Consider the following 23,797-nt stretch of genomic DNA (forward strand, 5'->3'; position numbering starts at 1 on the left):
AGTCGGGGCTATTCCGACCTCCTCGCGACTTCTTGGATCAGATGCAACAAAGCCCGAGCAGCGGCTGGGTTGAGTTCGGGCGGATCCTCCGGAACGATGACCTGGATTTTCCCTGATCTCCTGCTGCTTTGCGGCAAGCGGGCGTTAGTCGACCGAGGAGTATCTGTCTGTTCGCTGTGCCGCGTGACGCCACCTTCTGAGCGGAGTGGCAGGAGGCGAGGAAATACCCCAATGACGGTGCCTCCACCGATATCCTCCAGAGCCTGGGGAACACCGCGATACGGCGAAGGCGATTCGCTACGCCAACCTGCCGATTTCTCAGCATTCGCTCAGATTAGCCCGAATCGAACCCCCACAAGCCCCTACCTGCAGTTTTGCTTCCATCCAACTCAACGCTTCCCTCTACCCGCATACATAACCGCAGGTAGAGCGCGTGACACGAAAGAGTAGTTGTGTCCGGAGGGGGAATCGAACACTACGCCCACGCGCTCCACCAACAGCAGGTTCTCGTCGTCGCGTGATGATAACGCGAGCTGCAAACGGCGTTCTGAGCCTGGGTGGGCGGGCCGACGCCTCTTTCGGGTGGACCCCGTTCTCCGGTGGCCCCGGTGCCACGGGCCGATCGTTCTCCGACGATCGTCGGTTCCGTCCGAGACCGGCTCCACACCCCTGTCCGAACACATCGCCGTCCACACCGGCCACGGCGGTGGCGCCGCGATCGGGATCGCGGTGCCGTACCGGTGGATCGCCTGCGGCTTCCGAATCCACCGCCCCGGAAACGAGCCGAACGGCCCACAAGTCACGGGGACTGCGGATTTAAGGGCTCCTCTCTGTGTCAAGCCTCGACGACCAGAGAGGAGCCTTTAACGAGATAGTCCACCGCCCCGTCATCATCGCCGGGTGAGAAAACCGAACTGTCGCGGGTTGCGGACCGTCTGTCCCCACCCTGCGATGGTCGCCAGTCGTCGTCGCGGAGGATACGCCCGAGCTCACGCCGACCGCTGATGAGCGGCGATTACCTCGAGCCGTTGTCCGCGTTCTTCGAATCGGCTCGAACGACGTGCCGTGCACGCACGGTCGCGTCGTGTTCGGCAGCGATACCGGCAATGTCGGTGCGGGTGCGGCGTTCGTCGCGAGTCACGTCGGCGGGATGCAGGCGTGTGGTCCGGGGCCGACACCGGCGAGTTCGACCACCCGCAGTCCGCCGAGCGGGCCGGTCATCGGTCCCGAACCTGTCGGGGCGCCGCGCCGGCCCGGATGATTTCGGCGCCGGTGGGGTCGAGAATTTGGCCGTACCTGGCGAGGTTGTTGGCGTGTCCGAGGTTGTGCAGAGCGATGGCCGAGTCCATTGCGGTGGACTGCCCCTGGGCGTCGAGGCTGCGGTTCACGCTCTCCTTGGCGAGTCGCAGTCCGAACTCCGGGCGGCCGGCGACGGTCACGGCCAGTTCGGTGGTGAATTCCTCCAGCGCCGCGGCCTCGACCACGTGGTTGACCATCCCGACCTCTCGCGCCTCCGCGGCGCTCAGCGCTCGGCCCGTGTACAGGATTTCTTTGGCCTTCCGTGCGCCGAGTTCCCAGGCGTGGGTGAAGTATTCGACACCGTTGACGCCGAACGCGGTGACTGGGTCGGAGAAGGTCGCGTCCTGTGCTGCGACGATGATGTCCATCGGCCACAGCAGCATGAGACCGCCGGCGATGGTGCGGCCCTGGGCCTGGGCGATGGTGGGTTTCGGAATATCGCGCCAGCGTTTGCACAGTCCGAGGAAGGCCTCGCATTCGAAGGCGTAGTGGCCCTCGGCGCCCGGGGCGCCGAGTCCGGCCTGCATGGTCGCGACCGGGGCGCACGGTAGTTCGAAGCCTGCCTTCAGGTCGTGGCCCGAGGAGAAGTCGGGTCCGTCGGCGGCCAGAACGATGACTTTGACGCGGTTGTCCGTGGTGGCCTCGGCGAACGCGGCGTCCAGTTGGTAGAGCAGCTCAGGGCTCTGGGCGTTGCGGGTCTGCGGTCGGGCCAGCACGATTCGGGCCACCCCGGGGGCTGGGTCCTCGCGACGGATGTGGGTTGGGGCCATGGTGGTTACCTCGGAGTTTCGTAGACGAGCCGGGATCGCTGAACCAGTTCACGGGCGAATCAGGACGTGCTTACGGCAGCGGCCGGTGTTCGCGACCGCTGAATGTCGCGGTCGGCGGGGTGATCCTGGCTGGTGGGTGTGTCGAGTTCCGCGGGCCGGTCGAGCGTGATGAGGAGCCGACGCCGTAGGCGCGCGGTTCCACTGCCACGTCAGGCGTCGGCGCGGGACCCCCAGTACGGGGCTTTCAGTTCGCGTTTGAACAGTTTGCCGGTGTCCTCGCGTGGCAGTGCGCCTTCGAGGACGACGACTTTGGGGACCTTGTACTTGGCGAGATGATGTGCCACATGCGCGCGGATGGCCTCGACTCCCAGGGTGGCTCCCGGAGCCAACTGGACATGCGCCGCCAATGCCTCGCCGAATTCCGGGTCCGGTATCCCGAACACCGCGACATCGGCGACACCCTCGAGGCCGTGCAGGCACGATTCGATCTCCGCCGGGTAGATGTTGACGCCCCCGGAGATCACCATGTCGTTGCGTCGGTCGCTGAGATACAGGAAGCCCTCCTCGTCCAGGTATCCGATGTCGCCGACGGTGAGGAAGCCGTCCTTTTCGATCGCCCGGCGTTCGGCGTCGTTGCCCAGATAAGTGAAGTCGGGCCAGATGGAGAACGGTTTGATATAGATATCGCCCGGAGTCCCGGGTGGCAGTTCGCGGCCGTCGGTACCCAGGATCCGCACCTCCGAGTCTCCCAGTGCTCGGCCGACGGTGCCGGGGTGTGCGAGCCATTGGGCGCTGTCGCACAGGACGGCGGCGCCGGTCTCCGATCCGCCGTAGTACTCGTGGACGATGGGCCCGAACCACTCGATGATCGCGCGTTTCACCTCGGGTGGACACGGCGCGGCCGCGTGGACTATCCCGGTCAGCGACGAGATGTCGTAGCTTTCCCTGATATGCGCGGGCAGCTTCAGTAGCCGGTGGAACATCGTGGGTACGGCCTGCAGGTGCTCGATCTTTCTGTCCTGTACGACTCGTAGCAGGCCTTCGGCGTGGAATCGCGGCATGATTTCCACGTCGATCCCCATCGCGAATGTGAACATCACGTGGATATTGGGGGCCGTGTGATAGAGCGGTGCGGCGACCAGTGTCGATCTTGCGGTGCCGACGCCCAGTCCGGCGACCACCAGTTCGCCCAGCCGGGCAGTGTCCTGCGGCGCAACCGGTTGCCGGAGAATCCCCTTGGGCCTGCCCGTCGTACCGGAGGTGTAGATGACACTCAGCGGCGGCGACGGGACTGTGCCGGTATGGGGCTCGTGGGAGCCGATCAATTCGTCGGTATCGGCGTATCGGGTGGTGAGCGCAGGGCGATGGAACCCGTACGCTTCGGCCAGGGTCTGTGGCACCGGTGCTTCCACGATCGTGGCGCCGGGGGGTAGTACCGCTTCCACCGCGGGGAGCAGATCGGTGTGCGCCAGCACGATTCTGCTGTCGCTGTCGGTGAGGAGGTAGGCGAGGTCGTCGCCTGTCCAGTGCCAGTTCACCGGAACCGGGATCGCACCGAGGGCGGCACCGGCGAGGGTCGCCTCGACGAAGCCGATCTCGTTGCGCATCACGATCGCGTAGCGGTCCTCATATCCCAATCCCAGCTCGGCCAGCGCGGCGGCCAATCGCGCTGCGCGGTCCCGTATCTCGGTATGTGTGCGAATCTGTGAGCCACATCGGATCACCGCGGGTGTGCTCATTCGAATCTCCGTTCCAGCAAGGCGTGTCAGAGCGCCCGCGCGATGAGGTCTTTCATGATTTCGTTGGAGCCGCCGTAGATCTTCTGGACCCGCGCGTCGGCATACATGCGGGCGATCGGGTATTCGCGCATGTATCCGTAGCCGCCGAACAGCTGCACACACCGGTCGACCACCTGGCATTGCTGCTCGGTGAGCCACCACTTCGCCATCGCCGCGGTCGTGGTGTCGAGGTTGCCCGCCAGATGCCGCTCGATGCACGAGTCGATGAAAACCCGGGCAGCGTGGGCCACGGTCCGGCACTCCGCGAGGACGAATCGGGTGTTCTGGAAGTCGAAGATCGACCGGCCGAACGCATTGCGCGACTTCGTGTAGGCGACAGTCTCGGCAACGGCCGCTTCCATCATCGTGACCGCCGCGACCCCGATCAACAATCGCTCTTGTGCCAGCTGTGTCATCAACTGGCTGAAGCCACGCCCTTCGATACCGCCGAGAAGGTTGCCGGCGGGTACTCGCACATCCTGGAAGGACAGTTCGGAGGTGTCCGCGCCGGGCTGGCCCACCTTGTCCAGGATCCGGCCGCGCGTGAATCCCGCGCAGTCGGCGGTCTCGACGACCAGCAGTGATATGCCCTTCGCCCCGGCGGACGGGTCGGTTTTCGCGACCACCACGATGAGGTCGGCCTGTGAACCGTTGGAGATGAAGGTCTTCGCGCCGTTGAGCACATAGTGGTCGCCGTCACGCAGTGCGGTGGTCTTGATGTTCTTCAGATCCGACCCCGCACCCGGTTCGGTCATAGCGACCGCGGCGACGGCCGCACCGACGGCCATCCTCGGCAGCCAGCGGCGGCGCTGTTCTTCGGTGCCGTAGGCCAGGATGTAGTGCGCCACGATTCCGCTGTGCACGGTATTGCCGAATCCGCTGTCCAGGGCGCGGCTCTGCGCTTCGATGACGGCGAGGTCGTGGGCGAATGTTCCGCCGCCACCGCCGTATTGCTCCGGAATGGAACAGCACAGCAGCCCCAGCTCCCCGGCCTTGTTCCAGAGATCGCGGTCGATGTAGTGCTGCTGTTCCCATTTTTCCCGGTACGGGGTGATTTCACGCGCGAAGAACTTATCTGCGAGATCGCCCAGCGCGGCGGTGTCGGCATCGCGCCATGCCGAGGTGTAGGTGGTGGAGGGCATTGTTGTCGTTCCTATGCTTCGTAGCCGCCGCCGGTGACGATGATCTGGCCGCTGACGTAGTCGGATTCGGGGTAGGTCAGCATCACGACCGAGCCCGCGGCCTCATCGGGGGTGCCCGGCCGGCCCAGCGGGATCATCGCCCTGGCCGCGGCCAGCACCTGGGGATTGACGCCTACTTTGATCTCGCGGCCCTCGATATCGATGGTTCCGTCACCATCGGCGGCGACCTCGGTCAACCGGGTTTCGATGAACCCGAACGCGACAGCGTTGACGTTGACGTTGTAGCGGCCCCACTCCTTGGCCAGTGTCCGGGTCATGCCGATGATGCCCGACTTCGCCGACGAGTAGTTCACCTGACCGGCGTTGCCGTAGAGACCGGCGACCGAGGAGATATTGACGACCTTGCGGTGCACCCGGATACCGGCTTCCTTCTCCGCCTTGGCCGCCTTGCCGATCACCGGCTGGGCCGCGCGCAGGATCCGGAACGGCGCCTTCAGATGCACATCGAGGATCGCGTCCCACTGATCGTCACCCATCTTCTGGATGACGGTGTCCCAGGTGTAGCCCGCATTGTTGACGATGATGTCGAGGCCGCCGAACGATTCGGTCGCGGTCCCGACGAACCGCTCACCGAAATCGGCCGCGGTGACATTGCCCGCGCAGATGACGGCATTGCCGCCGGCGGCGGTGATCTCGTCGACCACGGCGCGGGCGGGGTCCGGGTCGAGATCGTTGACCACGACATTGGCACCTTCACGTGCGAGTGTGAGTGCGATCGAGCGGCCGATGCCGCGTCCGGATCCGCTGACGATCGCTGTCTTGCCTTCGAGCTTGCCCATGGTGATCGGTATTCCTTTTCGAGAAGAGAAATGCGGGCATGCGCCACCGCCGACGGCCCCAGAATCGGGACAGACGGTGGTGGCAGTATTTCCGCGGCGGTTTCGGTACGGTCAGTCGAGCGCGACGACTGCCTCGCCGAGGAGGGTGACGGTGCCGTCGGCGAGTGCGACCTTCAGATCGAGGGCGGCCAGTCGCTCGCCGCCCTTTTCCTCGACGGCGGTGACGGCGCCGGTACAGGTGGGCTGCCCGTACACCGGGGTGACAGAGGCGAACCGTACCTTGTAGGAGCGCAGTCGCTGCTGCGGAACCAGATCGGTCAGCAGCCTGCCGAGATAGGCCATCGACAGCATGCCGTGTGCGAAAACATCTTCCAGCCCAGCACTTTTCGCGATGTCGATATCGATGTGGATCGGGTTGTGGTCACCCGACGCGCCCGCGAACAGCGCAAGGGAGGTGCGCGAGATGGGTTCGATACGCAGATGCGGCAATTCGCTGCCGACGGTGGGGGTGAAAGACGTCATCACGCGTCCTTTCCCGGCCGGTTCTGCACGACGAGTACGTTGCGCATCGCCGCGACAGTGGCGCCGTCCTGGTCGGTGACAGTGGTTTCCCGGACCAGGAACTCGAGCAGACCGCCCTTTTTCTCATAGTGGTCGACGATCGTGGATGCTGCGGTCAATACGTCTCCGGCATAGGCCATCCGGTGATAGTCGAACTGCTGTTCGCCGTGCAGGATGGTGCGCAGGTCGATACCGAGCTCGCCGAGATAGGCGAACGGGTCCGGCGCTTCGAGTTCGATACCGAACAGAAAGGTCGGAGGCACCGGCAGGTCACGGTGCCCGGCCTGTTTCGCGGCATCGACATCGGTGTAGACCGGGTCGAGCTGGCCGGTGGCCTCGGCGAAATTCCGCAGTCGGCTGCGGTCGATCAGCAGCGACACCGGAGGGAATTCGCGGCCGATCACGCAACGATCCGCACTCATCGGGCATCCACCTTCTGGTAGAGGGTGACGACACAGGCGCCGCCGAGTCCGAGATTGTGCTGCAGAGCGACCTCCACACCCTCGACCTGGCGTGCGCCGGCCCGGCCGCGCAACTGCCACACCAGTTCCGCGCATTGCGCCAGACCGGTCGCGCCCAGCGGATGCCCCTTGGAGAGCAGGCCACCCGAGGGGTTGGTGACTACTCGTCCGCCGTAGGTGTTGTCACCGTCGCGAATGAATTTCTCGGCCGTGCCGACGGGAGTCAGGCCCAGCGATTCGTAGGTGAGGAACTCGTTGGTGGTGAAGCAGTCGTGCAGTTCGACCACGCGGATGTCCTCGGGACCGATACCGGCCGCCTCGTACACGTTGTTCGCCGCGGCCACTGCCATGTCGTAGCCGATGACCTTGCGCATGTCCTTGGACTCGAAGGTACTGGGCGTATCGGTGGTCAGGCTCTGGGCGCGGATCGCGACCTCGGCGTTCAAGCCGTGTTTCGCGGCGAACTCCGGGCTGCACACCACCGCTGCGGCGGCGCCACAGGTGGGCGGGCAGCACTGCAGCCGAGTGAGCGGGCCGTAGATCTTCGGGGAAGCGAGTACTTCCTCGACGGTGACGAGGTCGCGGAATACTGCGTTCGGGTTGTTCGCGGCATGCTGACGCGCCTTCACCGAGATCTCCGCGAACACAGCCGGGTCGATCCCGTATTCATCGACATAGGCCTGACCACCGCCGCCGAAGAACTGCGCCGCCATGGGCGAATGCGGATCCACGCTTTGCAGCTCGTCGCGAGCCGCCTCCTGCCGCGCCATCGCACCAGGACGATCGGTGAACACCGACCCCAGCGCACCCGGAACCATCTGCTCGAAACCCAGGGCGAGCGCGCAGTCCACGGTACCGCTCGCGACCGCCTGTCTGGCCAGCCAGAGTGCCGACGAGCCGGTCGAGCAGTTGTTGTTGACATTGATGATCGGGATGCCGCTCTGACCGAGCCCGTACAGCGCCGCCTGCCCAGAAGTTGAATCGCCATATACATATCCGACATAGGCCTGCTGGACGCCCGAATATTCGAGCCCGGCATCGGTCAGCGCGGCACGTGCCGCAGCCTCGCCCATATCGGCGTAACTAGCACTTTTACCCGGTTTCGTGAAGGGAACCATTCCTACACCGGCTACGAGAACATCGTTGGTCATTGCCATCCTCTTCGATCAGGTGATGGCTGTCACCTTAACGACTATTTACTTATTTGGGAAGAGGGCACCCGAAACGACCCAACAGCCCAGGTCAGGTCGAGAACAAGACTGCGGACGCCATCGCCGTCAGGTCGTCCAGGAGCGCAGCATCGGCCCGCAGCTGTTCGATTCGTGCCATGGTGTGGATCAGACCGAGCGCGGTGTGGACACGGATCCGGGCCGGGGTCTTCGCCAACTCGGGACGCGCCGCCCGCAGCAGGGCCGTCCATTCCGCGACGTATTCACGCTGGCGAGCGCGAGCGTTATCGGTAAGCATGACCGGTTCCGACAGCAACAACGAGGTCAGGAGCGTTTTTTCCACCGCCATGCGGGTGTAGCCTCGCACCAGGGCGGCCAGGGCCGACCGAGGGTCGTCGTTCTCCCGCAGTACCCCGTGCAGGAGCAACCACAGGGCATTGGTCGCCCGGTCGAGCGCGGCCTGCAAGATATCGGCTTTGTTGTCGAAGTAGCTGTACAGGTTCGGCCCCGACACCCCGGCCGCAGCGCCGATATCATCCAAACCTGTTGCCTCGTAACCCTTCACATCGAACAGGACAACCGCGCAGGCGAGTAGATGCTCCCGTCTGGACACCGGAGACAACCGGGACGCTCGCCGCTCCGCAACGATGCGCGGCAGGGATACCTCCGCTGCGCAGACCGCCAGGCACATCTCGGTCAGCAGAGTCGCGAATTCCGGCAGTGGCAGCCTGGACGAATGGAAGCCCGGCGAAGCGACGATCGACTGCACACCCCACGCCAATTTCTGGGCGCCGGACTCCTGCAGCGACGGACGCTCGTGCCGTACGAGATCGGCGTAGCGCTGGTTCAGCGTATGTAGGCGGGCCCGCAGATCCTCTGCCGCCTCATCGGAGAGGTTCCGCGCCTCCCGCCACCACAGGGCCCCGACATCCGGTCGGCCCGCCACGTACATGCAGGTTTGCGCCACCACAGCGGCCAGCGACTCCGCCGGGTCGGACGGGGGCGTCACATCGTCGAAACTCGACGCGATCACCGCGGCGAGCAGCACGGCCTTGTTCGAGAAGTGCCGATACAGAGCGCCCGCCGTGATCCCCACCTCCTCGGCGATCTCGGCCATCGACACATTCCGGAACCCGCGCTCGACAATCAGCGTGCGCGCCGCCTCGACGATCTGCGCTTTCCGGTCTTTCGGCCGCCTCCGCACCGCCACCCGGGGACTCGGCATCTCGCACCTCTCCGAAGTGTTATGTAAACCCTGGTTAAGCACTCGACAATACGCAGGCAACAACGCCCCTCCCCACACGAAGGCCCGATCCACACATCGAACGCTCACCCCCGGCGGGTGATGTCGACGACACGCGCGGTGTGCGGTACTGACCTCGGCCGGGGAGACGACACGAGAGGGCGCACCCCGATGGACACACCGGGAAGACTTCGCGTGTGTGACGGGTGGGTAGGCGCATCTCGCTCACGGTGGGGGTACGCCGGGGACTGGGTTCACCCGAGTCGGGTGATGAACCCGCACTGCCTTCCCGTCACTATCGCACCAGAGCGGCGCGGGATCGCTGTCGAAATACCGGCCGGTAAACCCAGGCGAGCCAGGTAGGGGAGCGCGAAATGGTCAGTGATATCTCTGCTCGGGATCTGGCACGCCATTGGTCCCACGTGGTGCAACAACGTGGCTTCGCGGCCGTCATCTGGGCAATGCCCGCGGTCAACTACGAGCTGATGCGGTATGCGGCGCGCTCGCTGGGTTCTCGGGACAATCAGATCGTGTACTGGTCCACGCTGCTGGACTGGAAGAATCAGACCCTGACTCCGAACCCCGACGCGATCTATCTGATGCCCTTCATCAATACCTCGGGCGGCCCGGTGGTCTTGGAGATCCCGCCGGCCGAGGGCGGATCGATCACCGGCACCGCCATGGATGCGTGGCAGGTACCGCTGGAAGACGTGGGCCCGGCGGGGGTAGACGAAGGCCGAGGTGGCAAGTACGTGTACCTACCACCCGGCTACGGCGATCGCTTGCCCGCGGACTGTATCGCGTTGCCCAGCGAAACTTTCGGCGGCTACGCGCTGCTGCGTTCGAACCTGGCCGGGGGCACAGAGCAGGATCTGGCGACAGCGCTGGACTATGCGCGACGCATCATGGTCTATCCACTCTCCGCGATCGCAGACCCTCCCCCTACGACCTATCACGACGCGGCCGGGGCATTATTCGATTCCACCATCCCATATCACAGCGGCTTCTTCGATTCGCTGAACCGGTTCGTGCAAGACGAACCGTGGTTGAGCAGGGACAAGGCCATGATCGACGTGCTGAGCACGCTCGGAATCGCCAAGGGAACGACGTTCACACCCGACGTCGACACCCGCGAGATCCTCGATTCCGCTGCCCAGCAGGCCAAAGCATGGACCGACGCGCTCTACGAGGCGTTCTTCGCCCAACCCTATTTCCCCGGAACCCAGTGGGCGTTACCGGCATCGACACAGTTGGTGCAGTCGACCGCTACGCATTACGCAGACCCCGATAGCTACCCGCTCGACGCGCGCGCCGCCGCCTACGCGTGGGCGTTCTCCAGCGTCAAGCACCTGGGCGCCGGGCAGTTCTACCTCATGTCCACCCGTGACAACACCGGCCACGTCCTGGATGGCTCACACACCTACCGGCTGACCGTGCCGCCGCATGTGCCGGTTCGCTTGTACTGGTCAGCGACCGCATACGACCGTGACACCCACGCCCTGATCCGTGAGCAACCCTGGTCGAGCCGCTCCTCACACACCACCGGGCTACAGACGAACACCGACGGCTCGGTCACCCTCGCATTCGGTCCGGCCGAGCCTGCCGCCGGGAGCGGCAACTGGATCCCCACCGCGCCGGGCCGACCCTTCGAGATCCTGATGCGTTTCTTCGGCCCGGAGAAAGCCTTTGTCGACAAGACATGGCACCTGCCCGACATCGAACTCACCGAGTAATGATCAGCGACCGAACCCAGCCGCTGATGGGACACCCCTGTCTCCGTCGTCTTGCGCCCGGCCGCTGCCCGCAGCACTACTCCTCAACAGCGGTCAGCTCCGGCAGGTATTTGTAGAGCGTGGTGCGCGAGATCCCGAGCAGACGCGCGATCGCGGACACCGATTCGTCAGGATTGGACTCCCTACGAGTCGTTCCGGGATTGTTGCCCTCGTCGATGTTATCGACTGGATGATCGTCTGCGGGGAACAGCAAACCTGGCCAGGGAATCCTTCTGCTGCCAGTTCGGCGACGGTGGTGCACAGGCCTGTTTCGCGGGCCAGGCGATGCCGCCGGAGCGGTGGGCTCTGTGGAACCACGCCCGCAGCGGATTATGGTCCTCGCACGGCAGCACGTTGCAGCCGTCAGGCGCCGATTTCTTATCGAGCCGCATCGCCGAACCCCGCGGAGGAACGACCACCACCAGTCCCGGGACATACACGGCGCTGCCCACCCGGCTGACCACGTGCTTCAAGTTCAACGCGCCGTCGCGGGCCTGGCCGTAGAGGGTTGTGTCGTTGGCGCGAACATGGACCGAGTCACCAACATGGCCGGGAACCTGCCATCGGCTGTTCGACGTACAGATCAGCACACCGTCGCCGGGAACCCCTGGCGCAGTGCCTTTGATCTCGATCGCGATCGCGGTGAACGGGGTAACGACGATCAGATCGACCTCTTGACCGGCAACATAAGCGTTGGTGATCGCGATACCAGGAGCTTGAACTCCCCCGCCCACCCCTTCAAACAACCGAAGACACGCGATTCGGTTCCGGAATTGGGCCTGTTGGCGATGACGAGCATCAGGATCACCCCTCCCTGCTACAGGTGATGCCTGAACAGTATCGCCCCGACCCGACATATTGCAGGACAATGCTTGTGGCTCAGCATCTTTCGAACCAAAACCGACAGCAGACGCCACTCAGAGTGGACGGCCGCAGCATCGAGCACACCAGGCCAGCACGCCGGTCGATATGGCGCTCTGGGTGCCGACGCCCGAGCCGGGTATCCAGCTCGCAAGCCCACGGATTCACAGTCGGGCATCGGCTCCCCGATCCCGACGATGCCGCGGTCGATTCGTCGCCCCACCCCACTGGTCACGCTCTACATGCTGCCGTTCGCCCGGCCTCCCAACGAAATACCCCACAACCAGCGAGAACGCCCGCATCTCGTCCCGATGCGGGGCGCGGACTCAGGTTTCCGGCAACGGCAGCGCCGCGAGGTGGGTTGGCCGCCGCGAAAGGACACACACGCGAATTTGTTCTCAGGACTGTCTCAACTGAACCCGACTTGAACCCCCACGCCGCTGACCTGCACATATGGTTCGAACAATTGATGCTCACACCGCATAGCAGCAGGTAGAAAGAGGGAAATATGTGTCCGGAGGGGGACTTGAACCCCCACGCCCGATAAAGGGCACTAGCACCTCAAGCTAGCGCGTCTGCCATTCCGCCACCCGGACCGGTGTGCTCAGCAAGAGTATCGGATCGTGCCACCGGGGCAAAATCGCGGGGTCGACCTGCGGATATTCAATCGGCCGATGGTCCCTGTCCGGCGTTCCGGCCTCGACCGGTCGACCGGTCGGTAGATTATGTTGCGCAAGGTGACCGATGTGGTGAGGAGTGCCCGGTGGGACGCGATGTGGCGGTGGTTATCGGGGTCGGCGGTATGGGGCGGGCGATCGCTCGCCGTATCGGGGGTGGGCGGCGGCTGCTGGTCGCGGATTTCGACAAGGCCAATCTGGATTCGGTGGTCGAGGTGCTGACGGGGGAAGGGCACGACGTGACAGGGCGGCAGGTCGATGTCTCCGATGCCGGGTCGGTGGGGGCACTTGCCGAGACCGCGGCGGGGCTGGGGCGGGTCACGCAGGTCGCGCATACCGCGGGTGTGTCTCCGACGCAGGCGGCGACCGATGCGGTGCTGGAGATCGATCTGCTGGGGACCGCGCTGGTGCTGGACGCGTTCGGGGAGGTCGTGGCCGAGGGTGGGGCGGGGGTGGTGATCGCGAGTATGGCGGCGCATCTGGCGCCGTTGCCGGACGATCAGGTGGCGGCGCTGGCGGGGACGCCGGCCGGGGAGCTGTTGTCGCTGCCGTTCCTCGACCGCGATGCGCCTCCGGGGCATGCCTACGCGCTGGCGAAGCGCGGGAATATCGCGCGGGTGCAGGCGGCGGCGGGAATGTGGGGGCGACGCGGGGCGCGGATCAATTCGATCAGCCCGGGGGTCATCTCTACGCCGATGGGGCGCGCGGAGCTGGCGGGTGAATCCGGCGCGGGGATGCGGGCGCTGGTGGAGCGGTCGGGTACCGGGCGGCTCGGGACTCCGGACGATATCGCGGACGCGGCGGCCTTCCTGCTCGGGCCGGCGGCGAGTTTCATCAGCGGAGTGGATCTGCTGGTCGACGGTGGGGCGGTTGCGGGAGCGCGTGCCGCGGTGTCGGCCTGATCCGGCGGCCACCGGCCGACAAAGAGATAATGCGGTCGTGGACGACGGGGTCCGCGGCCGATGACAGCACGGCGTGCGCACGCCGTTTCCGAATTCGCGATAGGAATGAACTGTGCCCGACACCGCAGCGCCTCTGATCCATCTCGGCCCGTCACATGACGCGACCCTGGCGCGGGGTATCGAACGCGGGGGTGGGGTGCTGGTGCCGCTCGAACAGGCGGAAGCGGTGGTGTGGGGCAACGGGCCGGATACGTTTCCGGAGCGGCTGCCGGATGCGGTCCGGTGGGTGCAGTTGCCGAGCGCCGGGATCGAGCGGTGGTTCGCGGCGGGGATCGTGGACGAGCGGCGGGTGTGGACGTCGGCGGCGGGGGCCTATGCGCGGAATGTGGCCGAGCACGCGGTGCTGCTGCTGCTGGCGGGTGTACGGGCGCTGCCGGGGCAGGCGCGGGCGACGTCCTGGCGGAAGGCGGAGTTCGATCCGGCGGTGGGGACGCTGTACGGCGCCACGGTGGCGATCATCGGCTGTGGCGGTATCGGGCGGGCGATGATTCCGCTGCTCACCGCGTTCGGCGCCGATGTGCTGGCGGTGACCAGGTCGGGTACGCCGGTCCCGGGTGTGGCGGAGACGGTGACCGCGGATCGGACCGCCGAGCTCTGGTCGCGCGCGGATCATTTCGTGGTGGCGGCGCCGGCCACGGCGGAAACCGCGCGGCTGGTGGATGCCGGGGCGCTGGCGGCGATGAAATCGACGGCGTGGGTGGTGAACATCGCCCGTGGATCGCTGATCGATACCGATGCCCTGGTGGCCGCGCTGCGGGCAGGCACGATCGGCGGGGCGGCGCTGGATGTGACGGATCCGGAGCCTCTCCCCGAGGGCCATCCGCTCTGGACCCTGCCCAATGCGCTCATCACACCACACCTGGCCAATCCGGGGACCGGGCTGACCGGATTCCTCGCCGACCATGTGGCGGAGAATGTGGCCCGTTTCGCCGCTGGGCAGCCGTTGCTGGCGTTGGTCGAGCCCGAGCGCGGTTACTGAACCGGGCCGGTCTTTGCCCGACAGCGCCGACCGCTCGGCAACGGTCAGACTTCGAGGATTTCCGCGACGGGCCGCCGGGGTGTCTCGGCGAGCGGGGCGGCAGTGGGCGGGCTCCAGCCGACCCGGACCATGGCCTGCGGGTGGGCGCAGTCGTGGAGCAGGCCGGTGCGGATCTCCTTCCGCGAATCGGGCAGGCCGAGAGGTTCGGTCTGCAGGCTGGTGGCCAGGCCCAGACCGGTGGCGGTCAGTAGCAGCGCGCTGACCGCTTCCCCGGCGCGCAACTGGGCGAGCCGGTCGTCGTGGGCGGTGCCGACCACCAGCCATTGGGCGGCGTCGGGGTGATCGCTCGGGTCGCGTAGGGCCGGTTCCGCGAAGGTCCGCACCGGGATCTCCCCCGCGGGGAAGGGTGCGGGTGCGTTGCGGGACGGTACGCCGTCGTATCTGCGGTCCGGACCGCTCCAGCGGGCGATCTCGTCCTGGTAGGCCCGGTCGGTGGCATGCTGGGCGGCGGATCTGCGCATCGGTATCGCCAGCCGTGGCAGGAATTGCTCGGGCACCTGACGAACCGCGGCGCCGCAGGCGGCCACCCGGGACGCCATGGTGCGGATATGCCCGACCGGGATCGGGCGGGCAATGTAGTGCCGGCGGTCCGTATGGCGCAGCAGGATGGCCCCGGCCATCTCGATATCGTCGTCGGTGGGCGGTCGCCGGGTGGTGACGATCGTGGCGAGATGCGTCGAATCGGCGGGGTCCGGGAAGTATTCGACGGTGCTCGCCCAGCCCATCGCGGCCAGCGCTACCCGCATATGGTGCAACGTGGCACCGCAGCTGACGACCAGCGAGCGCCGGTGGGGGTCGGTGGCGGGGAGGTGGCGAGCGGTATCGGCGAACAGCTGGATCCCGGCCGGCGTGGTCCGCCACAGCCAGGGCTGGGTGTTGTGGACCGAGGGCGCGCGGACCGCGAGCCCCAGAGCGGCATCGGTGGCCTCTCGATCGGGGACCACGCAGCTCATTTCGTGCCTCCTTGCAGTTCAGGGATGAACGCGGCGCTCACGCCTGCGTAGGAAAGCGGCGCGCACGCCATATCGGGCGAGCCTCCGTAACGGAGTGATATCGGTGCCGCCGCTACACGAACCCACCCGGGCGGCCACCGAGCCATTGACGACCAGGGTAGACAGCCGAGCTCCGGTTCGACAGGGGCCGACGCCGATCCGTTCGGATGCGCTCGGACCGCGCCCGGGAGCGTACCCCCGAAACGTCAAGGGGTTCCGCTGTTTCTACTGTCCGGAGGTTGTGCGACCAGCGGGCGGGACAGTCGTGTGAGATCGGCCATGGTGAGCCGCGGCATGACCTCGTGGGCGGCCGGGATCCCGTTACCCGCGCGCGACACGACCGGAGGCAGACCGTTTCCCGCGCCGAATGCGGGGTAGATCGCCAGTACTCTGGGTCACTGCCCCTGGTGACCTGCTGCAACAGATGCGTTACACCGAGGAAAGGGATGCACACCATGCTGATACGTCGGCTTGCCCGCCCCCTGCTGGCGAGTACGTTCATCGCGAACGGAGTCGAAACCCTGATGCATCCGCAGTCGCGGGTCGAGGAGGCATCGAACCTGGTGCAGAAGGGGCAGGACACGCTGCCGTCGAATATCGCGGGATCTCTGCCCTCCGACCCCGACACTCTGGTCAAGGTCACCGCCGCCGTCCAGATCGCGGGCGGCACCCTGCTGGCACTGGGCAAGGTTCCGCGCCCGGCGGCGCTGGCACTGGCCGCCACGGTCGTGCCCGCGACGGTCACCGAACAGAACTTCTGGGCCGAAACCGACCCCGCCCGCAAGGCGGCCAAGCGGACGGCCTTCCTGAAGGATGTGAGCCTGCTGGGCGGGCTCATGATCGCGGCGTCGGATACCGCCGGGAAACCCTCGCTGGGCTGGCGCGGGCGGCGGGCCGCCAAACGCGCGCGGTCGAGTGTGAGCGGCGCGCTGCCGATCGGCGGCTCCGAGCGCAGCGCCACCGCCGACGCCGCGCGCCGGCAGCTGGCGGCGGCCGCCGAACGCGGCCAGGATCTGGCGGGCACGGCGGCGAGCAAGGGCGCCGAGCTCACCGATACCGTGCGCACACGCGGTCCCGGCTGGGCGGAGGCGGCCAAGCACCGGGGTTCGGAATGGGCCGACGTCGCCAAGCATCGCGGGACCGAACTCGCCGAAACCGCGCAGGCGCGGGGGCCGGAGTGGGCCGAGGCGGCCAAGCACCGCGCCGCGGAACTGGCCGACTACACCAAACACCGCGGCAGCGAACTCGCCGACTACACCAAACACCGGGGTGGTGAACTGGCCGGAACCGCGCAGGCCCGCGGCCCGGAATGGACCGAGGCGGCCAAGCACCGCGCCGCGGAACTCGCCGACTACACCAAACACCGCGGCAGCGAACTCGCCGACTACACGAAGCAGCGCGGCGGTGAGCTGGGGGCCGCGGCCAAGGACCAGCGTGCCCAGCTGGCGAAGGCATACCGCGACAAGGCCCGCTGAGACTCGTTCCGGGAGCCGACGAATAACGAGCCCGGGATATCCCCGGGCTCGTTATTCGTGCTGACCGAGCCAGGACCCCGGTACGGATCGACAGGCGCGGTCGTCGTACCAGGTCTCGGTGATCCGGGTTCCCCGCGCACGGGGACCTACATACCGGGGACTTCGATGATCGGTGCCGGATAATCCACGCTGTCCAGTCGCCACGGTCGGTGCACCGCACGGCCCTCGATGCCGGCGAGTTCGGGCACCCAGCGCCGGACATATGCCCCGTCGGGGTCGTAGCGCTCGGCCTGGCGCAGCGGGTTGAGCACCCGGTTCGGCCGGGTGTCGTTACCGGTGCCCGCGACCCACTGCCAGTTGAGCTGGTTGTTCGCCATATCCGCGTCGACCAGCCAGTAGCGGAAATGCCGCGCCCCGACGCGCCAATCCACCCGCAGCGATTTCGCGAGGAAACTCGCGGTGATCAACCGGGCCCGGTTGTGCATCCAGCCCTGTTCCCGCAACTGCCGCATACCGGCGTCCACGATGGGGAAACCGGTGCGGCCCTCGGTCCAGGCCGTCACCGCCTGGGCATCGGTGCGCCACCGGATCGCGCGGTCGCGATAGTCGTGCCAGGCGGCACCGGGGCGGGCGGCGAGCACCTGGTGATGGAAATCGCGCCATGCCAGCTGCCGGACGAACTCGGTGCCGTCGTCCACCCGGCGGACCAGTTCTCCGGGTGAGAGGCACCCGAAATGCAGATAGGGCGAGAGGTGGGAGGTGGCGTCGGCGGCCAGATCATCACCCGTGCGGGAGTATTCGGCGACTGCGCCGGCAAGCCAGTCGCGCAGCATTTTCCGGGCGGTGGTTTCGCCGCCGACCGAGAGACCCGGGGACGGCGGCTCGGCGGTGAGGTCGTCGGGTGCGGGCAGCGAACCGGCCGCGATACGCGGCAACCGCAGTTCCCGGGGGGCGCGCAGCGCCGGACGGCGGTCGGCCTCGAGCCAGCGCCGGTGATAGGGCGTGAAAACCGCGAAATGGTCCCGGTCCGACGGGAGGATCTCGCCGGGCGCCACCACGGTGAGCGACGCGGGGTGGACGCGCAGTTCACGCCCGTCGGCGGCCAGGCGTTCCCGGAGCCGCCGCTCCCGGGCCCGGCTGTAGGCGCTCACATCGGCGGCGATATGCACCACCGCGGCAGAGGTCTCGGCCGCGACCCGCGCCACCTCCTCGACCACATCGCCGCGCCGCACCACCAGCCGGCCGCCGATCTCACGCAGTTCGTCGTCGAGTTCACGCAGCGCCGCCACCAGGAAATACGCGCGATTGGGCGGGCATCCCGCCAGTATCGCGTCGTCGAGGACGAACAGCGGCAGCACTGTGGCGCCCTCGCGGTGCGCAGCGGTGAGCACCGGATTGTCGCGTACCCGCAGATCACGGGTGAACAGGGCAAGAGCTCCCGCGCTCATGCGGCCCGCGCCGGGCGGCTCATGTGAACCACACCAGGCAGAACGTGTGACCCACCGGATCGGTGTACACCCGGAACCCTTCGGCGGCCTGCACGAAGGTCGCTCCCAGGGCCAGAACGGCGGGCTCGGCGATCTCCACATCGCTGACGAGGATGTCGAGATGCAGTTGCTGAGATCCCGCCGGGTCCGGGAAGAGAGGTGCCCGGTAGTCGGGCGAGAGCTGGAACGCGATCCGGCGCCCCTGGGGATCGATCATCGCGACCCAGGTGTCGTCACTCTCCTCCCGCACCACTTCCCCGCCGAGCAGACCGAGATAGAACTCGGACAGCTTCCACGGGTCCGGACAGTCCAGGACGACTGTCCGTAAACCTTCGACACCTTCGGCTGCCATGCCGGCTCCTCCTTCACCACACGACCGGACGATGACCATCGCGTACCCGGACCGGAACCAGGAAAACACCTGACCGGTCCGGACGATCTCGTCGCCGGGTCCCCCGAGTGTTCAGGGCCTTTCGACAGTAGACCGGTGACCCGCACGGCAGCGGTGAGTTCCGGTCAGCGTGTCGGCACCTGCTCGTAGACCTGCCCGACGGCGCCGGCCAGCAACCTGTCGGTCATTTCCTGCTTCAGCACCCGCAGCCGCGCATCGTCGGCGTCGGTGCGGTCGGTGCGGGCACCGAGCGCGATGAATTCCGCGGTGACGAACCCGGCGTCGCGCAGGCGCAGGGTCACCGTGGTGTCGCGGTGGGTGAATTCCCAGACGTAGCGGGCGAGGGTCGCGCCGCGGGCGGGTTCGGCGAGGGCGGGCTCGACGGTGAAGCGACCGCCGGTCACGGCCCGCAGCACCATCTCCACCGCATCGCGCCCGCCGGGTCCGGGGAAGGCCGTACGCACGGTGACCGCCCGGCGTTCGACGTCGCCGAGCAGGGTCACGGCGTGGCGCATGGCGCAGTACGCGTGCGCGACACCGCCGGGGAATTCGGAGCCGTGGTATTTCATCAGATCGGCGAACGAGAATTCGATCGGCACACCCGATTCGTGGACGGTCAGCATGGTTTCCTACCTCCGGAAGTGGCCCAGTAGAGGGCCGAATACAGCAGTTGGGTGGCGCCGGGCATGAATCCGGAGCCGTGGTGGTAGACGGGATCCATCGTGGTGACCAGTAGCCGTCCCGCGGTGGTGGTCTCGTCGAGATAGAGAATCGAACCGTCGCGGTCGCCGGTTTCGGTGTGCAGGTCGACCAGGCTCACCGCGCCTTCGGGTGGTTCCAGGACGCCGTGGTAGTGCCAGATCACGGCCCGCCGGGAGAAGTATTGCCAGGCGGGGTGTCCGGGTGAACGTGGTCGCAGCCGGTGGTCCTCGCCGGTGCGCCACCACCAGAACACGGTGGGGCGGCTCTGTTCCCGGCTACCGGGGAACCATCGACCCGCGGAATTCTCCCCGAAGAGGAGAACGGTCGCGCCCCGGTGCAGGCGCTCGTGGATCGAATCCGCCCACCGGATCAGCAGATCGGGCCGCAGGCGGTCGGAGACCACGACGATATCCGCGGTGCCGAGGTCGGCGGGGGTCCCGGTCCGGATATGGACCGGCCGGAGCCGGTACGGCGCGAGCGCCGGATCCGCGAGGGTCGCCAGCTGTGCGTGGCTGCCGCCGTGCAGGAAGACGATGTCGAGGGCGGTATCGGCGGTTCCGGTCATCGGCCCTCCAGCCAGCGCACGATCTGCGGAGCCAGCCGCGCGGTGCCGCGGTCGGCGCCGGCGAATTGCAGCAGATCGTTGCCGCCGTGCACCAGCACCCGTCCCGCACCCAGCGGATAGTCGTAGTCGATGGGTGCCGCGGTGGGCCCGAGTGTGTGCACGATCCGCGCGCCGGCGGGCAGGTCGAGGTAGTACCCGCGGCCGTAGAACCCGGCGACCCCGATCCGTTCCAGTTCTGCGAACGGCACCGGGCCCGGTGTTCCGGTGTTGTAGAGGAATGCCAACGGATCGGTACCCGCCCAGACCGGGTGGTCGGTCACGCGGGTGAGCACCAGGTCCCGTGGCGTCCGGAATTCGAGTTTCCGCCAGCGGGTCAGCCCTTGGAGGAAGACGCGCTGGACGTGGCCGTTGACCAGGACGCGCCCGCCTCCGGTGACGAAAGCGTCCAGCAGCGGCCGCTGTTCGGCGAGATACTCCTGGTCCACGTCGCCGGTGAGATAGATGCCGGTGGTATCCGCGGCGCACGCCTTCGGCAGGTCGTAGACATCGACCTCGTGGAAACCGCCGGCCGGAGTCCCGTCGCGGGGCGCCATCACCGCTTTCAGCACGGTCACGCGATACCCCGCCCGAAATCGGGGACGGTGAGCCGGCGTACCGCGCTGGGGGTTTCCACCTCCGCGGTGACGATCGGCACGCCGTACATCCGGGAGAGCAGAGCGTCGGTGAGCAGTTCCCGGGTGGGGCCGACGCGCTGGTCGTCCGCGTCGACCATCAGCATCGATCGTTCCGCCACGTGCAGGGCGTGGTCGGGGTGGTGGGTGGTCATCACCACCGCCATCCCCTCGTCGGCCAGGGCACGCAGCACGATCAGCACCCGGGCCTGGTTCCGCAGATCCAGCGCCGAGGCGGGCTCGTCGAGCACGATGGTGTCGCAGTCGGAGACCAGGGCCCGCGCGATGAGCACGAGTTGCCGTTCCCCGCCGCTGAGCCCGGTGTACTCGCGTTCGGCGAGGTGGGCCGCGCCCACCCGCCGCAGCGCCTCCCGGGCGGCCGCCCGGTCGGCAGCGGAGGGGGTGCTGTACATCTTCACCGTCCGTGCCCGGCCCATCAGCACGATATCGAGGACCGAGAACGCGAACACCACCGAATGGCTCTGCGGGACATAGCCCACCCGGCCTGCGATCTGCACCGACCCGGAAACGGGACGATGGATTCCGGCCAGGCATTTGAGCATGGTGGTCTTCCCGCGCGCGTTCGGTCCGAGCACGGCGAGCACCTCGCCCGCCGCGGCCCGCACCGAGACATCGCGAAAGATCCACGGCCCCTTGGCCGAATAGCGGAACGACAGCGACCGGGCCTCAAGCATCGGAACCCCACAGACGTGATCGGTTGCGGATCAGCAGCAGCACGAAGAACGGGGCGCCGATGATGGCGGTGAGGATGCCGATCGGGATCTCGGCGGTGGTCAGGCTCCGGGAGAGCGTATCGATCACGGTGAGATACGCGGCGCCGAGCAGGGCGCTGACCGGCAGCACCATCCGGTTGTCGGTACCGACCATCATGCGCACCAGATGCGGGACCACCAGACCCACCCAGCCGACCACACCGGCGACCGATACCGACCCGGCCGTGATGAGGGCGACGCACACCAGCAGCAGATTCCGCAGGCGCCGCGGGTTCACCCCGAGCGCGGTGGCGTCCTCGTCACCCATCGCCAGGATGTTGAGCCGCCAGCGTAGGGCGAGGACCACGACGCCTGCCAGCACGATGGGGACGGCGGCGGTGGCCACCTTGGTGTAGCTCGCGGTCGCCAGTGATCCCATGAGCCAGAACACGATCGAGGGCAGTTCGCTGTAGGGGTCGGCGATATAGGTGATGAACGAGACCATGGCCTGGAACATCGCCCCGACCACGGTGCCGCCGAGGATGATCATCAGCAGCGGCGCGCCGGGCACCGCCCGCGCGATGGACACCACCAGCACCAGCGCGAGGATCCCGCCCGCGAACGCACCGCCCACCAGGGCCGCGCCCCCGAACCCGGCCAGCAGGATCAGCACCCCGCCGAACGATGCCCCCGAGGAGACGCCCAGCACCTGGGCACTGGCCAGCGGGTTGCGGAACACCGCCTGCATCACGGCGCCGCCGACCGCCAGACCCGCGCCGAGCAGTATCGAGAGCAGCACGCGCGGCAGCCGCACTTCGAGAACGACGGTGCGTTCCTGCGGATACCAGGTCTGCTCCAGCGGGAGGACCTGGCCGAGCAGGATGCGCACGATCTCGTTGGGCGGCACGGTGTAGCGGCCGATCGCGAGGGCGCCGATCGCCACGATCACGAGGAACGCGGCGAAACCGAGCAGGGTCAGGAGAGCGCGGCCGGACCCCCGGCGGCGCGGCGCGCGATCCTGCGCCGCCGCGACCGCCGGACGGTCAACGGAGGAACTGGTCATAGCCCGCGGCATCCCGGTTCATATCGATACGCAGCACCTCATCGATCTCCGCCTCGGAGATGTCGTAGGCAAACAGGTCATCGAATGCCGCCCGGATATCGGCGCGCAGGGCGCCGTCGCGCGCCGCGGGGTAGAGGATCTTGTGCATCCACTGCCACATCAGTGGCGATTCGGCACTGGGCACCTGCCACCGATAACCGCCCAGCGGCGTCTTGTAGACGCGCTTGTTCTGGACCGCGCTCACACTGGCCAGCCGCGGGTCGGCGTAGATATCGGCGGGGGTGCTCTCGTCGAATCCGCTGAGCATGATGACCTCCGGGTTCCAGGCCAGGATCTGCTCCGGGCTCACCTGGCCGGAATCGGAGGTGAAGCCCTCGGTGACCAGTTCCGCGCCGACCAGGTCGAACTGGAATCCGTCGTAGCCCTGGGCGCTGGTGGTGCTGTAGGTATCGCCGGTGCGCGAGAGGATCATCGCTCGCGGGCGCGGCACCGTCTGCGCCGCGACCTCGGCACGCATGGCCGCCTGCTCGTCGCGCTGCCAGTCGACGAGGTGCTGCCCGCGCTCGGGTTTGCCCGCGATCTGCGCGAACAGGGTGATCCAGGTTTCGAGGTCTTCCTGGGTGCCGTATTCGAGTCCGGCGACCGGGAAACCCGCGGATTCGATCGGTGCGGTGACATCGGTGCCGCGATCGCCCCACTGGACGACCACATCGGGGTCGAGCTGGAGCAGCGTCTCGACATTCGGCATGAAGTCGTTGCCCGCGACGACCGCCGAATTCGCGGATTCCGGGAACATGGTCGCGAACATGCCGCCCTGGTTGGCCACCAGGGTCGAGCGGTTGATGCCGACGATCCGGTCGTAGCCGCGATCGACCGCGGCGAAGATCGACGGCGCCGGCATCACGGCGAAGGCCACCCTTTCGGCGGGGCCGTCCAGGGTGACGGTCTGCCCGCGCTGATCCACGAAGGACACCGCCGAACCGGTATCCGCGGTTTCGGATTGCGCTTCCCGCGTGGAACATCCCGCTGCCAGTGTCAAGGCGCCGATCAGGCCCGCGACCATCCAGCGCCGGGACGGACCCGTCCGTGTTTTCCGTAGTGCCCGCTGCGCGTTCACTGTCATGCGCCGTACCGTCCTGCCTGTGAATCCGTACACAACGGACAC

General features: G+C 67.1%; 23 protein-coding genes and 1 tRNA gene. 4 read left to right on the top strand and 20 right to left on the bottom strand.

The window, feature by feature from the left end:
* Positions 1–1,217 precede the first annotated feature (1,217 nt).
* The 8 genes from AB0F41_RS01730 to AB0F41_RS01765 all read right to left on the bottom strand — a co-directional run bounded on the left by AB0F41_RS01730 (position 1,218) and on the right by AB0F41_RS01765 (position 9,244).
* Complete coding sequence (locus AB0F41_RS01730) at positions 1,218–2,069, bottom strand: enoyl-CoA hydratase (protein WP_357420750.1); 852 nt, start codon at positions 2,067–2,069, stop codon at positions 1,218–1,220.
* A 209-nt stretch (positions 2,070–2,278) separates the two neighbouring features.
* Positions 2,279–3,808, bottom strand: a complete 1,530-nt coding sequence (locus AB0F41_RS01735) for an AMP-binding protein (RefSeq protein WP_357420751.1) — start codon at positions 3,806–3,808, stop codon at positions 2,279–2,281.
* A gap of 26 nt (positions 3,809–3,834) precedes the next feature.
* A complete protein-coding gene (locus AB0F41_RS01740; RefSeq protein ID WP_357420752.1) occupies positions 3,835–4,989 on the bottom strand; it encodes an acyl-CoA dehydrogenase family protein in 1,155 nt (384 codons plus the stop codon).
* Positions 4,990–5,000: 11 nt separating this feature from the next.
* Positions 5,001–5,828 (bottom strand): SDR family oxidoreductase, encoded by an 828-nt coding sequence (locus AB0F41_RS01745; protein ID WP_357420753.1) that lies wholly within the window; start codon positions 5,826–5,828, stop codon positions 5,001–5,003.
* Positions 5,829–5,939: 111 nt separating this feature from the next.
* Positions 5,940–6,350 carry a MaoC/PaaZ C-terminal domain-containing protein gene (locus AB0F41_RS01750; protein WP_357420754.1) on the bottom strand — a complete coding sequence of 137 codons (411 nt, stop codon included), beginning with the start codon at positions 6,348–6,350 and terminating at the stop codon, positions 5,940–5,942.
* Complete coding sequence (locus AB0F41_RS01755; protein ID WP_357420755.1) at positions 6,350–6,811, bottom strand: MaoC family dehydratase N-terminal domain-containing protein; 462 nt, start codon at positions 6,809–6,811, stop codon at positions 6,350–6,352. Before AB0F41_RS01755 ends, AB0F41_RS01750 begins: the two co-directional genes overlap by 1 nt.
* Positions 6,808–8,001: a lipid-transfer protein gene (locus AB0F41_RS01760; RefSeq protein ID WP_357420756.1), complete on the bottom strand. Its 1,194-nt coding sequence runs from the start codon at positions 7,999–8,001 to the stop codon at positions 6,808–6,810. The genes AB0F41_RS01755 and AB0F41_RS01760 overlap by 4 nt, the downstream gene beginning before the upstream one ends.
* A gap of 91 nt (positions 8,002–8,092) precedes the next feature.
* Positions 8,093–9,244 (bottom strand): TetR family transcriptional regulator, encoded by a 1,152-nt coding sequence (locus tag AB0F41_RS01765; protein ID WP_357420757.1) that lies wholly within the window; start codon positions 9,242–9,244, stop codon positions 8,093–8,095.
* A gap of 392 nt (positions 9,245–9,636) precedes the next feature.
* On the opposite strand from AB0F41_RS01765, the gene AB0F41_RS01770 reads away from it, so the two are divergent.
* Entirely contained in the window at positions 9,637–10,995 is a 1,359-nt protein-coding gene (locus tag AB0F41_RS01770; RefSeq protein WP_357420758.1) for a DUF1254 domain-containing protein, read from the top strand.
* 76 nt (positions 10,996–11,071) lie between these two features.
* Here the strand turns inward: AB0F41_RS01770 and AB0F41_RS01775 are convergent, their stop codons facing one another.
* The 3 genes from AB0F41_RS01775 to AB0F41_RS01785 form a co-directional block, all read right to left on the bottom strand.
* On the bottom strand, positions 11,072–11,296 hold the full coding sequence (locus AB0F41_RS01775; protein ID WP_357420759.1) for a helix-turn-helix domain-containing protein: 225 nt from the start codon (positions 11,294–11,296) through the stop codon (positions 11,072–11,074).
* Positions 11,214–11,768 carry a hypothetical protein gene (locus AB0F41_RS01780; protein WP_357420992.1) on the bottom strand — a complete coding sequence of 185 codons (555 nt, stop codon included), beginning with the start codon at positions 11,766–11,768 and terminating at the stop codon, positions 11,214–11,216. Before AB0F41_RS01780 ends, AB0F41_RS01775 begins: the two co-directional genes overlap by 83 nt.
* Positions 11,769–12,406: 638 nt before the next feature.
* Positions 12,407–12,491 (bottom strand) — tRNA-Leu (locus AB0F41_RS01785).
* A 167-nt stretch (positions 12,492–12,658) separates the two neighbouring features.
* Here AB0F41_RS01785 and AB0F41_RS01790 point away from each other — a divergent pair.
* Positions 12,659–13,474, top strand: coding sequence for an SDR family oxidoreductase (locus AB0F41_RS01790; protein ID WP_357420760.1), 816 nt, complete (start codon positions 12,659–12,661; stop codon positions 13,472–13,474).
* A 112-nt stretch (positions 13,475–13,586) separates the two neighbouring features.
* Positions 13,587–14,513, top strand: a complete 927-nt coding sequence (locus tag AB0F41_RS01795; RefSeq protein ID WP_357420761.1) for a D-isomer specific 2-hydroxyacid dehydrogenase family protein — start codon at positions 13,587–13,589, stop codon at positions 14,511–14,513.
* A 44-nt stretch (positions 14,514–14,557) separates the two neighbouring features.
* Here AB0F41_RS01795 and AB0F41_RS01800 read toward each other — a convergent pair whose 3' ends face one another.
* Complete coding sequence (locus tag AB0F41_RS01800) at positions 14,558–15,526, bottom strand: hypothetical protein (protein ID WP_357420762.1); 969 nt, start codon at positions 15,524–15,526, stop codon at positions 14,558–14,560.
* Between the two features lie 494 nt (positions 15,527–16,020).
* Between AB0F41_RS01800 and AB0F41_RS01805 the strand changes: the two genes are divergently transcribed.
* Positions 16,021–17,040, top strand: coding sequence for a DoxX family protein (locus tag AB0F41_RS01805; protein WP_357420763.1), 1,020 nt, complete (start codon positions 16,021–16,023; stop codon positions 17,038–17,040).
* A gap of 146 nt (positions 17,041–17,186) precedes the next feature.
* Here the strand turns inward: AB0F41_RS01805 and AB0F41_RS01810 are convergent, their stop codons facing one another.
* The 8 genes from AB0F41_RS01810 to AB0F41_RS01845 form a co-directional block, all read right to left on the bottom strand.
* Positions 17,187–18,488, bottom strand: a complete 1,302-nt coding sequence (locus AB0F41_RS01810; protein WP_357420764.1) for a deoxyribodipyrimidine photo-lyase — start codon at positions 18,486–18,488, stop codon at positions 17,187–17,189.
* 19 nt (positions 18,489–18,507) lie between these two features.
* Positions 18,508–18,879, bottom strand: coding sequence for a VOC family protein (locus AB0F41_RS01815; protein WP_357420765.1), 372 nt, complete (start codon positions 18,877–18,879; stop codon positions 18,508–18,510).
* A 164-nt stretch (positions 18,880–19,043) separates the two neighbouring features.
* Positions 19,044–19,541 (bottom strand): hypothetical protein, encoded by a 498-nt coding sequence (locus AB0F41_RS01820; protein ID WP_357420766.1) that lies wholly within the window; start codon positions 19,539–19,541, stop codon positions 19,044–19,046.
* Positions 19,535–20,185 (bottom strand): hypothetical protein, encoded by a 651-nt coding sequence (locus tag AB0F41_RS01825; protein ID WP_357420767.1) that lies wholly within the window; start codon positions 20,183–20,185, stop codon positions 19,535–19,537. The genes AB0F41_RS01820 and AB0F41_RS01825 overlap by 7 nt, the downstream gene beginning before the upstream one ends.
* Positions 20,182–20,799, bottom strand: coding sequence for a hypothetical protein (locus tag AB0F41_RS01830; protein ID WP_357420768.1), 618 nt, complete (start codon positions 20,797–20,799; stop codon positions 20,182–20,184). Before AB0F41_RS01830 ends, AB0F41_RS01825 begins: the two co-directional genes overlap by 4 nt.
* Positions 20,796–21,551: an ABC transporter ATP-binding protein gene (locus AB0F41_RS01835; RefSeq protein ID WP_357420769.1), complete on the bottom strand. Its 756-nt coding sequence runs from the start codon at positions 21,549–21,551 to the stop codon at positions 20,796–20,798. The genes AB0F41_RS01830 and AB0F41_RS01835 overlap by 4 nt, the downstream gene beginning before the upstream one ends.
* A complete protein-coding gene (locus tag AB0F41_RS01840; RefSeq protein WP_357420770.1) occupies positions 21,544–22,632 on the bottom strand; it encodes an iron ABC transporter permease in 1,089 nt (362 codons plus the stop codon). Before AB0F41_RS01840 ends, AB0F41_RS01835 begins: the two co-directional genes overlap by 8 nt.
* Positions 22,613–23,755: an ABC transporter substrate-binding protein gene (locus AB0F41_RS01845; protein WP_357420771.1), complete on the bottom strand. Its 1,143-nt coding sequence runs from the start codon at positions 23,753–23,755 to the stop codon at positions 22,613–22,615. The genes AB0F41_RS01840 and AB0F41_RS01845 overlap by 20 nt, the downstream gene beginning before the upstream one ends.
* Positions 23,756–23,797: the final 42 nt, after the last annotated feature.

It is taken from the genome of Nocardia sp. NPDC024068 (assembly GCF_040638875.1).
Taxonomy (GTDB): Bacteria; Actinomycetota; Actinomycetes; order Mycobacteriales; family Mycobacteriaceae; genus Nocardia.

What these genes read in the sequence shown, in the direction of transcription:
- AB0F41_RS01730 (WP_357420750.1), bottom strand. Translation starts at nt 2,069, where the DNA reads ATGGCCCCAACCCACATCCGTCGCGAGGACCCAGCCCCCGGGGTGGCC.
- AB0F41_RS01735 (WP_357420751.1), bottom strand. Translation starts at nt 3,808, where the DNA reads ATGAGCACACCCGCGGTGATCCGATGTGGCTCACAGATTCGCACACAT.
- AB0F41_RS01740 (WP_357420752.1), bottom strand. Translation starts at nt 4,989, where the DNA reads ATGCCCTCCACCACCTACACCTCGGCATGGCGCGATGCCGACACCGCC.
- AB0F41_RS01745 (WP_357420753.1), bottom strand. Translation starts at nt 5,828, where the DNA reads ATGGGCAAGCTCGAAGGCAAGACAGCGATCGTCAGCGGATCCGGACGC.
- AB0F41_RS01750 (WP_357420754.1), bottom strand. Translation starts at nt 6,350, where the DNA reads ATGACGTCTTTCACCCCCACCGTCGGCAGCGAATTGCCGCATCTGCGT.
- AB0F41_RS01755 (WP_357420755.1), bottom strand. Translation starts at nt 6,811, where the DNA reads ATGAGTGCGGATCGTTGCGTGATCGGCCGCGAATTCCCTCCGGTGTCG.
- AB0F41_RS01760 (WP_357420756.1), bottom strand. Translation starts at nt 8,001, where the DNA reads ATGACCAACGATGTTCTCGTAGCCGGTGTAGGAATGGTTCCCTTCACG.
- AB0F41_RS01765 (WP_357420757.1), bottom strand. Translation starts at nt 9,244, where the DNA reads ATGCCGAGTCCCCGGGTGGCGGTGCGGAGGCGGCCGAAAGACCGGAAA.
- AB0F41_RS01770 (WP_357420758.1), top strand. Translation starts at nt 9,637, where the DNA reads ATGGTCAGTGATATCTCTGCTCGGGATCTGGCACGCCATTGGTCCCAC.
- AB0F41_RS01800 (WP_357420762.1), bottom strand. Translation starts at nt 15,526, where the DNA reads ATGAGCTGCGTGGTCCCCGATCGAGAGGCCACCGATGCCGCTCTGGGG.
- AB0F41_RS01805 (WP_357420763.1), top strand. Translation starts at nt 16,021, where the DNA reads ATGCTGATACGTCGGCTTGCCCGCCCCCTGCTGGCGAGTACGTTCATC.
- AB0F41_RS01810 (WP_357420764.1), bottom strand. Translation starts at nt 18,488, where the DNA reads ATGAGCGCGGGAGCTCTTGCCCTGTTCACCCGTGATCTGCGGGTACGC.
- AB0F41_RS01815 (WP_357420765.1), bottom strand. Translation starts at nt 18,879, where the DNA reads ATGGCAGCCGAAGGTGTCGAAGGTTTACGGACAGTCGTCCTGGACTGT.
- AB0F41_RS01820 (WP_357420766.1), bottom strand. Translation starts at nt 19,541, where the DNA reads ATGCTGACCGTCCACGAATCGGGTGTGCCGATCGAATTCTCGTTCGCC.
- AB0F41_RS01825 (WP_357420767.1), bottom strand. Translation starts at nt 20,185, where the DNA reads ATGACCGGAACCGCCGATACCGCCCTCGACATCGTCTTCCTGCACGGC.
- AB0F41_RS01835 (WP_357420769.1), bottom strand. Translation starts at nt 21,551, where the DNA reads ATGCTTGAGGCCCGGTCGCTGTCGTTCCGCTATTCGGCCAAGGGGCCG.
- AB0F41_RS01840 (WP_357420770.1), bottom strand. Translation starts at nt 22,632, where the DNA reads ATGACCAGTTCCTCCGTTGACCGTCCGGCGGTCGCGGCGGCGCAGGAT.
- AB0F41_RS01845 (WP_357420771.1), bottom strand. Translation starts at nt 23,755, where the DNA reads ATGACAGTGAACGCGCAGCGGGCACTACGGAAAACACGGACGGGTCCG.